6 protein-coding genes are annotated in these 12,189 nt (G+C 46.8%); all 6 read left to right on the top strand.

The window, feature by feature from the left end; genetic code table 11:
* The first annotated feature begins 16 nt into the window (after positions 1-16).
* The 6 genes from V8F51_RS26825 (at position 17) to V8F51_RS26850 (ending at position 12,020) form a co-directional block, all read left to right on the top strand.
* Entirely contained in the window at positions 17-2,422 is a 2,406-nt protein-coding gene (locus tag V8F51_RS26825) for an Ig-like domain-containing protein (RefSeq protein ID WP_337103570.1), read from the top strand.
* A 190-nt stretch (positions 2,423-2,612) separates the two neighbouring features.
* A complete protein-coding gene (locus V8F51_RS26830) occupies positions 2,613-5,129 on the top strand; it encodes a hypothetical protein (protein ID WP_337103571.1) in 2,517 nt (838 codons plus the stop codon).
* A 123-nt stretch (positions 5,130-5,252) separates the two neighbouring features.
* Positions 5,253-5,738 (top strand): hypothetical protein, encoded by a 486-nt coding sequence (locus V8F51_RS26835; RefSeq protein WP_337103572.1) that lies wholly within the window; start codon positions 5,253-5,255, stop codon positions 5,736-5,738.
* Between the two features lie 113 nt (positions 5,739-5,851).
* Complete coding sequence (locus tag V8F51_RS26840) at positions 5,852-6,124, top strand: alpha/beta-type small acid-soluble spore protein (protein ID WP_337103573.1); 273 nt, start codon at positions 5,852-5,854, stop codon at positions 6,122-6,124.
* A 168-nt stretch (positions 6,125-6,292) separates the two neighbouring features.
* On the top strand, positions 6,293-7,507 hold the full coding sequence (gene metK / locus V8F51_RS26845; RefSeq protein ID WP_337103574.1) for a methionine adenosyltransferase: 1,215 nt from the start codon (positions 6,293-6,295) through the stop codon (positions 7,505-7,507).
* A 154-nt stretch (positions 7,508-7,661) separates the two neighbouring features.
* Entirely contained in the window at positions 7,662-12,020 is a 4,359-nt protein-coding gene (locus tag V8F51_RS26850) for an Ig-like domain-containing protein (RefSeq protein ID WP_337103575.1), read from the top strand.
* Positions 12,021-12,189: the final 169 nt, after the last annotated feature.

The raw sequence follows: 12,189 nt of genomic DNA on the forward strand, positions 1-12,189 counted from the left end.
AGGAGAAAAAAAGGTTATGAAAAAAAGTTTATCTTTGCTCGTAGCAATTGCGATGGTATTCTCGATGTTCGCAACATCGGTATTCGCAGCTGAAGAGCTTACAGCTACTCAAAAGTATGAAGGTTTGGTAAAAGCCGGTATTTTCGAAGGCTACCCAGACGGTCAAGCACACTTGGATCTTTCGATGACTCGCGCACAAGCTGCGAAAATCATCGCTATCCTTGCTGGTTACAAAGCGGGCGTAACTTCCCCTGACGCTGGATTTACAGACGTTGCAGAAGGTCACTGGGCTAAGCCTTTCGTTGACTACGCTGCTAACCTTGGAATTGTCCAAGGCGTTGGCGCTGGTAAATACGATCCTAGCTCCGAAGTAACAATTGAAGAGCTTGCTAAACTTGCTGTAGAAGCTCTGAAAAAACTTGGTTACACGCTTAAAGAAGGCGTAGCTGTAGAAGGCGCTGTATCTGAATGGGCTAAAGATTACGTAGCAATCGCTGTTGCTAACGGAATCATCGCTGCTCAAACTGATTACAAAGTTCCAGCTACTCGTGAAATTCTTGTTCTTGCTTCGTACAGCGCTTATGTAGCTCTTCAAGTTCCAGCTGCAATCACTGTTGAGTCCGTAAAAGCTACGAACTCCAAAACATTGACAGCAACTTTCAACATTGAAGTAGGTACTGCTGTAGCTAATGACTTTACAGTTCACACTAAAGACGATGTTTATTCTATCAACGCTGTTGACAGTGTGAAAATCGACGGTAAAACGGTTAAAGTTACTCTTACAGAAGCTCTTGACGAAGAAACTACTTATGTAGTTGTTGCAAGCGGAGTTGTTTCGAAAGAACACAACCTGGTTCTTGCTTCTACTTCCAATGAAGTAACTTACAAAGCTACTGAAGCTGCTTCGATCGCATTCTCCGGCACATCCGTTGCTAACGAAGGAACTGTAGGCGTGGTAATTAAAGACGCTAACGGCAACGACGTAACAGCTGATTACGAACTAACTAATGGTGTTGATATCGCTGTAGAAACTTCCAACGAAACTGTTGTTGGTACGGATCTTGTAGCAGAAAATCTTGACACTGCAAACAACAAAGCTCTTTACTCCATCGTTAATGTTATCTTGCTTAACGATGACGGCGAAGAAACTAGCATTGAAACTGGCAACACAATCATCTCTGTTTACAACACGCTTGCAACAGCTGCTAAAATCGGCGTTGTAACTTTGGCTGATGATTTCAAATCCGAAGATCTGGCTCTTTACAAATCCGAGACAGACACTTTGATCGCTCAAATTCTTGATCAAAACGGCGATGAAATCGCGGTTGCTCCAACTTTCAGATCGCAAAACCCAACAGTTGCTGTAATTGACCAAGAAACTGGTGAAGTATTCGGCGTTAAAGCTGGTACAGCTACAATCGTTGTTCAAGCTACTTTCAACGGTAAAACAGTTTCCAAAACAGTAACATTGACAGTAAGAGATGACGCTAAGTTGACTTCCCTTGCTCTTGAATTGCCAAACTCCAAATTGGTTAAAGGTTCGGAACTTACTCAAGATCTAACTGTTAAATTCCTTGACCAATACAATGAAGAGTTTGCTGTAACTGAAGCTTATGATATTGATTTCACAATCAACAAAGACGGTATCGTTGATGGTCTTTCCAAACCAGTACTTTCCGGTGGCGTATCGGATTCTGACACACTTGCTATTGGTGATAAGAAATTCGTTTACACATTGACTCCAGGTGAAACTAAAGGTTCTGGAACATTGACTGTTGCTGTTAACGGAATTAAGAAAACAATCTCTGTATCCCTTGTAGAGGCTGGCGCATTTGCAGGTTATGCTGCAGTTGTATCCGACACTACTTTGGATCTTAACTTCGCTGACGATGATCTTTCCGATCACCCAGGCACAGTAGCAGTTGCCGTATACGAGAAAGACGTTAACGGAAACTACATTGCTGAAGTTGCTAGTGGCGATATTGATTTGACTGAAACAAGTGAAGCTGCTGACAGCGCAGTAACAACATCCGGTGTTGATGTTGATGCTCAAGCTGTTGGTACTGAAACTGTTACTGTTAAAGTAGGTAACGCTAAAGTTGCTACATTCAAATTCACTGTAGTTAACACTGCAAAATCGTTGACTAAAGTAGTTCAAGTTAAAAACGCAATTACTGTTGACAATGACGACAGCGATCTGTTCGTTAAATTGTTCGGTGATGACGAAGTTAACGGCGCATTTATTGCTTACAACCAATACGGCGCTAAAATCGAAATCCTTAACACTGCTGTTGACGCATTCTCGTCGAAAAAATCCGTAGTAGACGTATCTACTTGGACTGCTGGAGATGTTGGTACTGCAACTCTTACAATCAGCCTTGGCGGTAACCTCTACACAATCACTGTAAAAGTTGTTGACTAATTATCAACTTTACTAAGAAAGAGACCGTCCTCCTAATCGCTCCGCGATGAAGAGGCACGGCCTCTTTTTTTTTTTCGTTCATCCTTGGTTCATAAAGATCCGATATACTATTAATTATTATGGACAAAACAGCAACTTCTATACGGCTGGAAGCGTCTAAAAGATTAATAAGTCTGAGGAGGAATGATTTGTGAATACAAGGTGGATTAAGGTCGGTGCAGCTACCGTGGCAACTTACGCACTGCTGGCGCAATCGGCTATACCTCTAGCGCCATTGAAGGTTGTAGAGATCGTTGAGGCCGCATCGATAACGAGTCAAAGTGTCAAGCTTAACGCATCCAGTACCATTTCTGTTCGTGATGGTCAGTTCCTTATGCAGGATCAAGGCAAAGTATTCGCATATACGATCACGATTAAGAATAGCGGTAACACGACCATTAACCTGCAAGATTATTATATTCGTTTGCTTACGAAGTCGGGCAGCCGGTACATATCGAAAGTAGCGGAAGCAGACAAGAGCAAAGTGACAGTTGCTCCAAATACAACGGTAAATATTACGTATTATGCAGTCGTTAACACGAATACGAAGTTATCCGATCTATCATTCAATATCATCAAGTGGGACTTCTCCTCCCAATATGCGGCATCCAATTATGAGAAGGTGCTAGGCAAGCTTAGTTTCCCAGAAGGATCGACGGACAAAGTAACCGCTTTCCAGGCGAAGTCGATGCTTTATAACGGAGGCACTGTTCGCGGCGCTTTGAAGCAGTACATGGTAACAAGCGATAAAAACAACGTATATGTAACGATGAGCTTCCTGCTCGAAAACTCAGGACTGCAAAGCGTGAATGTTGCTAGCCTGAAGCTGTTTGCACAATCCGAAGGATTAGCCACTTACAATGTGGATACGTCGGCATTAGCAAATCTTACAATTCAACCCAAAGAACGCAAGATCGTTACGCTCAGCTCAACAATGCCGCTTGCAATGAAGGGCAAAAAATTCGCTCTTATTGTCGCAGCCCCGAATGATGGCGGATCAAGCTCCAGCATTCCGCTCGGCGTGTTTGACATGCCGAAGGTAACGCCGGCAGCAGCTGTGGAGGTTGGAAAGATCAAGACCGTATACCTGAATGGTGTAACCGTGAATAGCGGAGTCGGCTTCGTCACAACGACCGAAAATGACGACGATGCAACTTTGAACATTGAGATGGATTACGATCTTGAGAATATTGGGACAACCTACACAAATGTTCCGAATTTGAACTTCTCGCTCGTTACTTCCAGCGGAGTCGTATATCCGCTAGCGTATACGAATGAAGGTACCTCTTTATCGCTGTTACCTAAGATAACGAAAACGATCACGATGAACGGAGATATTCCTGCCTCCGTTAATCTGAACACTTCTCAGCTTGTCGTTCGTTCGAACGTAACGGAGACAAATTCAGGTTACGTGGTTGCCAGCTACAAGGTGAAGAAAGACGGCGGTGTAGCTACAGGCGGAAGCACGTACAGCTATGACAATGGTTATGTTGTGAAGCTTAATACCGTACATCGTTTGCCAACTTCCGAGAAAGATACGCTGATGGCAGAAATCACGATTACTAATACAAGTAAAGCAGCGAAGATAACGCCTAATCTAAGCGGATACTTCCTTTTGAATGGCGTTCAAATATCGGAGGCACATCAAGTATCGACCTTGGATAGCGAGCTGTACATTCAACCTAACGCAACGGTTACGAAATATGTGCATGTGAAAATCCCGTATACGACAGCTATTAATGATGTATCGTTTGTATTGACCGAATTGCCTGCAACGACAACGGACAAGGCGAAGAAATTATATCAATTCGGATCGCAAGCTGTTAGCACTGTTCCTACACAATTAAAGGAACAGAGCTACCTAATCAATAATGCAGGTCGCAAAGCGGATATTAAGCTGCTTACTACTAGATTTTACGATAATGCAACAAATACTTATTTCTACAGTGAATTCGCTGTGACAAATAAGGAGCAGCGTTATGCAGCGATAGCCGATATTAGCGGATATCTGCAAGACGTAACGGGTTTCACCATTCCGGTAGAATTCGTAGACTTCACGGAGAGAGTAACGCCTGATGGCACGGTTCTCGTATCCGCATGGGCAAAAGTATCGAAGAACTTTAACCGTCTAGGCTCGTCGCTTATTATCGGCAAAACGGCTGATACTTCAGTAGGAGAGACCAAATCATCGGTTATTTTGAATCCGGTGGCTTATAAACTAACGGATGAGTCCGGATCTGCCGTGAAGACAGATCTGCTAGGTATCACTTTCGGCGGCTACAGCCTCAGCTTGAAGAATTTGAGCACGCAGCTCTCATACTCAGGCGAAGGGGATACAGACGGCGTTCAATTTGATCTTGATTACGATTTGGCTATAGGCGATGATTATGATTTCGTTGCAGGCGAGCATAAGGTGATCATTGAGATAAATGGCGGCAGTGCAAACACAACTTATTCAAAGTCATTTGCACTCAAGAAGTCCGAGGATAACGCTCTTACTGTACTTGAAGAAGGCACTGGTACTGCGCTATCTGTCGTATTTAACGACGCGAACATATTGAATAAACTTAACAATCTCGATACGTACACGGTTAACGTCTACGATGTGTTTGAAGGCGCAAAAATGCTTATCGCAACGAAAAAAGTCAAGTGGTTCACAACAACGTAATTAAGAGCTTCCAACGTAGTAACATATTCATAGAGATGCTAGAATGGAAACAAAAAACTGGTTAATCCATTTCAAATCTAGTATCTTAATAAGAGATATACTAGGTTGAGAGGAGACTGCCAAGTGAAACAAAAGGTTATCCGCGTCTTGATTGCATGTGTGCTTATCGGCGCAGGCGTATGGATCGGCGTGAGCTTTGAATCGCCGCTGGAGGCGGAATCAAACGCGCTCACGCCAGGCTCTGTTGAAGATCCTGTCGTTACGAAAAGTTATGTCGACGAACAGTTGGCGAAGATTGGCGGAGGCGGCGGAACGGGCGGCGGATCTAGCGCAAGCACGGACCTTGTGGTTGTAGCCGTTCCTGCCGGTAAAATATTGCTTGCAGGCGCGGGCACGGAAGTTATCGTGCGTGTAGGCAAAGCGCTCGCTTATAGCGTGGATACGAATGGCGTAGCGGATCTGACGGACGGTACGGAGCTTAAGAAGGGTACTGCCGTTTCGGCTAACCACTTGCTTATCTTCCCGCGTGAAGGCCGCGGCATTCAGCCTGATCCTGCTCAGAAGAACGGACTTACCGTATTAGTAAGAGGCAGCTACACGCTGCAATAGCGTATGGAACAGATACTACATTTTCCCCGTGTTGACAATAGGTTATACGCTTCAAGGAGTCAGGAACGGCACACAATAGAATTGTTCCTACATTACTTGGAGGTGTCACCGCAATGAGTCGTTCGAATAAAGTAGTAGTACCCAATTGCAAAGCTGCCCTGAATCAAATGAAATATGAAATTGCTGCCGAGCTTGGCCTCACATCTGGAGGTTATGGTGGCGCTAGTCATGATACAGAGTTCGCTGGCGAACTTGGGGGTACGGCTAGCGCTGCCGGCGGCAGTGTGCAATGGTCAAACTTGTCGACACGTCAAGCGGGATCGGTAGGCGGGGAGATTACGAAGCGCCTCATCGCTCAAGCGGAACAGGTGCTTGGAAACTACTAGTAATCCCCTCGGAATTTAAAATGGCGTCCATTGACAGTAAGCGACAATTTCGGTATCATATTGTTTTAGAAGAGTTGTCTAACAACCTTTTCCTTCGCGGAAAAGGTTCATTTTTTGTGTAGAAAGTTAGCTCTTATTCCATACTAAGGTTGTAGGAGGTTGATACGGATGTCGGTCAAAGGACGCCACTTGTTCACATCGGAATCAGTTACGGAAGGCCATCCCGATAAAATATGCGATCAAATATCTGACGCAGTCTTAGATGCATTCCTTGAAGCAGATCCATATGCGCGTGTTGCTTGCGAAGTTTCTGTAGCAACAGGTCTTGTGCTTGTTATTGGCGAGATCAGCAGCCGTGCGGATTATGTTGATATTTCGGCTATCGCTCGCCGTACGATTAAGGAAATCGGTTATACGCGCGCCAAGTATGGCTTTGACTCCAGCACATGCGCGGTTCTGACTTCGCTTAACGAGCAGTCAGCTGACATTGCGCAAGGCGTTAACGCTGCGCTTGAAACACGCGACGGCAAGGATATGAAGCAAGAGAACGAAGACATCGGTGCAGGCGACCAAGGCTTGATGTTCGGATTTGCGACAAATGAGACGCCTGAGCTTATGCCGCTTCCGATCGCCCTGTCGCACCGTATCGCACGCCGCTTGTCGGAAGTGCGCAAGAACGGTACGCTTGATTACCTGCGCCCAGATGGCAAAACGCAAGTAACGATTGAATACCTCGACGGCAAGCCGGTTCGCGTGGATACGATCGTTGTATCGACGCAGCATGCTGAAGAAATTACGCTTGAGCAAATCCAGAACGATATTCTCGAGCAAGTGATCAAACCAGTCGTTCCAGTGGAATGGCTTGATGAAGAAACTAAATATTTCATTAACCCTACAGGCCGTTTCGTTATCGGCGGACCTCAAGGCGATGCTGGTCTTACCGGCCGTAAAATCATCGTTGATACGTATGGCGGCTACGCTCGTCACGGCGGCGGCGCATTCTCCGGCAAGGATCCTACAAAGGTTGACCGTTCGGCAGCTTATGCGGCGCGATACGTTGCGAAAAACATCGTAGCTGCAGGCCTTGCGGACAAATGTGAAATACAATTGGCATACGCGATCGGTGTTGCGAAGCCGGTATCGATCAACGTCGATACGTACGGTACAGGCATCGTTGCAGAAGAGAAGCTCGTTGAGCTGATCAACAGCAACTTCGACCTTCGCCCGGCGGGCATCATCAAGATGCTGGACCTGCGTCGTCCAATCTACGCTCAGACAGCTGCGTACGGTCACTTTGGCCGTACAGACATCGACCTGCCATGGGAACGTGTCGACAAAGCGGATAAGCTGAAAGCAGAAGCAGGCGCAGCTAGCAGCGTATAAATCATAAAGACAAATCAAAAGAGGCTGTACCTCCGTATAGGAGGAACGGCCTCTTTTTGCATTCAATAATGTTAAAAAGTTGAATAACCTAAATTTTTCATCCTCAAAAACCGACAAATAAATTACGACTGTAATTTTTGAGGAGTGAAATGGAATGAAAAGAACCAGCAAGCTGTCTTTGTTCATCGCTGTCGTGTTATTGCTGCAAATCGGTCTTACCGGCTGGTCAACGCATTCGCAATATGCTTCGGCGGCAGCGGCCGGACCGATCGCGTTAAGCTTGACACCGGCTGATGATTTAACGAATGTCGCGACGGGAGCCGTACTCAAAATTATTTTTGACGAAAATGTAGCAAAAGGCTCGAGTGCAAATACGATCACCATATATGAAGCTTCAACGAACACGCCTTTCGAATCTTTACTCGTCTCCAATAGCCGCGTGAAGATACTGGCGAATAAGAACGAAATCACAATTGACCCGCAAAAGGATTTTGATATTAATACGAACTACTACGTCCTGATTTCGGCTGGAGCATTCGTAAATGTTTCCAATGGCGCTGGTTATGCTGGGATCCAAGCGGCGGACGTGTGGAACTTCAAGACTGTTGTAGACGACACCCCGGTACCGCTAAACTTGGATTCCCGTGCACCGACAGGTACAGGTGTGGCGACGAATTCAGCGATTACCCTCAATTTCAGCAAGCCTGTGTTCGCAACAAGCGGCAATATAACAATAGCAGGCGGAGATGACAGTCAACAAATACCGGTCACCTCAAGCGCGGTTCAAGGAAGCGGAGGCAGTACGATTACGATTACTCCGCCTGCTGCGCTGCAGCCGAACAGAACATATACGATTACGATAGCAAACGGACTGTTCCAGGACGAGCTCGGCAGCTCGTACAGCGGCACCAGCTGGACGTTCACGACGATGGATTCTCCCGTTAAGATTGCTGCGCCATTCTCGCCCGCAGACGAAGCCGTCAATGTCGAGACAAGCGCTAACCTTGTTCTTACTTTCAATAGGGCCGTAACCGCAGCACCCGACAAATATATTCATATCAAGATCGTAGGCACGAACGTGACTTACCAAACCATTAGAGCAACGAATACGGCTGTAGTTGGCAATGTCGTTACGATTACGCCAAGCCGAGCGCTTAATCCGAATACTTCCTATTACGTTGTTGTCGATTCCGGCGCATATATGGCAACGGGAACAAGTGATTATTTTACAGGAATAACAAGCGCGAGCGTATGGAACTTTACAACCAAAGATTCCGCTAAGCCGATCATTTCTGCACTTAGCCCAGCCAATAAAAGTTCGATTGCTAATGTCAATACGAAGCTTCAACTGACATTTGACGAAAATGTACTGCCGAGCAGCGGTAATATCGAGATTAGAATATCGGGGACGGGAGCTCTATTCCGCTCGATTCCGGTAACCTCTGAGCTTGTAACTGGCGGAGGTACGAATATCATTACGATTGATCCGAACAAAGCGTACAACGGTGAAGCGAAGAAGCCGTTCGTCAATAACACGAAATATTATGTGGTCATTGGCGAAACGTCGTTCCGAGACGCATCGGGCAATTATTTCGGCGGTATTAAGACGAACACGGGTTGGGTATTCACCGCTACGAGCGATTCGACTAAACCGACAGCAGTGGCTCAGACCCCTCTCAATAATGCTATCGCTGTTAAAGAAAATGTTGACCTCACAATGACGTTTAACGAGGCGATCTCGCTAAGTGACGAATATTTGGCGGGCACAGCGAAAGTTAAGATTTTCAACTCCAGCACGGGAATCGGCTACGATACTACGCTAAGCATTGACAGTGCCAATGAGAAGAAGCTAATTATCGATCCGCTCGCTGACCTCATTTCCGCGGCAAGCTATTATGTATATATCGATCCGAATGTTATTACAGATATAGCGGGCAATTATTACGTGGGCATTCAGAACGAATATCAATGGGCGTTCAAAACGATCGGAACCGATAAGACGCCTCCTGTCATCAGTAAAATAGAAGCTAACGAGAGCTCAATCATATTGACCTATAACGAGGAGCTGAACACGGAATCCAAGCCGCTTCCAGGCAGCTTCTATGTAACGGTGAACGGCGCATTTCGATCGGTTAATTCCGTACAGGTGAACGGCGTAACTGTCGTTCTTACGTTATCGAGCCCTGTGCTAAGCGGACAATTAGTCAAGCTGTCTTATACAAAGGGAGCTACCGGCCTTATCCAAGATATTTCATTGAACCAAGCCGCAAGCATCGTGAATAGCGACGTATCGCTAGTATCGGATACTTCGATTCCTAAGCTTCTCGATATTAAGGCATCGGGTAGCAGCGTTACGCTTTCCTTCAGCAAAAACTTAATCGCTCCAAGCGCAAATGCCTATTTGCAATTCAGTGTTACAATAGGCAGCACCGTTTATTATCCGATTGCCATATCGGGCAACGGAAGCGTAGTTGTATTGACGGTGAACACGGTAATTACGGGTACACAATCGGTTAAGGTGAGTTATGCGCCGGGTTCGTATCCGTTAAGGGATTCATCGGGCAATAACGTGGCCGCTTTCTCGAACGCTTCAGCGACTAGCGGAACGGACAACACGGCGCCTAAGGTACAAGCGATAACGGCTAATAACCTCTTGATTACGATTAAATATGATGAGAGTCTTAATCCTGCAACGAAGCCATCGGCAGGACAGTACAGTGTCCTTGTCGACAATGTTTCAAGAACAGTTACTACGGTAAGCGTAGTAGGCGACACGGTTACTCTGGCATTAGCTACAGCGGTTAGCGGCGGACAATCCGTCAAAGTTTCCTATTCGCAAAGCGGAATCGCGCTAACGGATCTGGCTGACAATAAAGCGGCTGCGTTCTCGCAGCAAACGGCCGAATCCGGCGATGCGAAGAGCGGTTTGCTTGGCGCGGTAGCTAAAGGCACGACCGTCACGCTGTCTTTCAAGGAATCGTTGAATAGCGCCTATGTGCCTTCGAGCATTCAATTTACGGTGAAGGTGAAAGGCATTCTGTCTCCTGTGTCGCTTGTAACGGTAAGCGGATCAACGGTTAAGCTGACATTGTCCGCTCCTCCGGGAATTGGCGATGCAATGACGTTATCTTACTATTCGAACGCATTCGGTTTGCAGACTTCAAAAGGAATAACATTAGACGGCTTCGAGAATGTGAATGTCGCCAATCAAACGACGCTTCTCGATACGTTATCGGGCGACTTCGAGTCGATTGACGGCGGAATCGGCATCAAGAGCTCGTCAGTGACGTCCGCTGCGGACACATCGCCTGCTGGCATGTCGGCCAAGCGTTATTCCCTGCCGCTGGATAAGATTAGCCAAGCTTATCAGACAGCTAGGAATGCCGGCGTAGCCGCTCCTAAGGTCGTATTCGAGGTGCCAAGCACAGAGAGCGCGGCGATCGTCTCTGTGCCGATCAGCGCGCTCGATAGCGCATATCGGTCAGGCGCGACATCGGTGTTTAAAGTAATCTACGGAGATATCAGCTATGAAATTCCGCTTTCAGCGTTAGATTTCAATGCGATAGCGGCGTCGCTGAACGCGGGAGGATCCGTAGGTAATTTGCTTATCAAGATTGACCGTGTATCTTCTTCGTTGACGGCCAATCTGACTTCGGTTCTAGGAACGACAGGCGGACAAATGATTGCGGGACCTCTGCACTTCGACGTGTCGGCGGCAAGCGGTTCGATCGTGAAGCCGATAACAGGTTTCAAAGGATACGTTAAGCGCTCGATCGAGACTTATGCAAGCGTGCCGACGAGCAACGCGGCCGTAGTCTGGTATGACGCCGAAGCAGGGGCGTTGTCTTATGTGCCTACGACGTTCACTACATCAGGCGGCATGACGACAGCAACGTTCAAGCGTAAGGGCAACAGCGCGTATGCTCTTGTGCAAAGTTCCAAAACCTATTCCGACGTAAGCAGCCACTGGGCTGCGGCTTCGATTAATTCGCTTGTGCGCAAGTACATTATCGAGGGCAGAACGACAACGAAGTTCGAGCCGCAAGCTAATATTACGCGCGGTGAATTCGCTACTTATATTGCCAAGGGCCTTGGCCTGACCGGCAATAAGACAGCAGCGGCGAAGTTCAAGGACGTCAACTCGAAAACAACGATGGGAGCGTATATCGGCGCTGCTTCCGAAGCTGGTATCGTAACTGGCAATACGGATGGCACTTTCAAGCCGAACAATCCGATAACACGCCAAGAAATGGCGGTTATGATGGGCAGAGCGGCTACAGCGGCCGGCGTAACGATAACGCTGCCGTCATCAGCGTCCTCCTACCTGTCGAAGTTTACAGACAAAGGCAAGATTAGCGCTTATGCGCAAACGGATGTTGCGAAGGCCGTATTCGCAGGCATTATGAATGGCAAGACAGCATCGACGATGAGCCCGCTTACGAACGCGACAAGAGCGGAAGGCGCGGTCATGATCATGCGTTTGCTGGAGTACGTCGATTTCATAACGCCATAAGAAGATATAGCTAAAGCAGATTTTGCCTGACGCGTTGAAGCAACGGTCAACGTCACGACGGCAGAATCTGCTTTTTTTATGTCGATTTAGAGAGATAGGGGATTTCTTTCGGATTTCTGGATGTGATAGCAGTCTTTTATCATGCGTAACTTTTCTGCAACACTAGTAG

It is taken from the genome of Paenibacillus sp. YIM B09110 (assembly GCF_037167145.1).
Lineage (GTDB): Bacteria > Bacillota > Bacilli > Paenibacillales > Paenibacillaceae > Pristimantibacillus.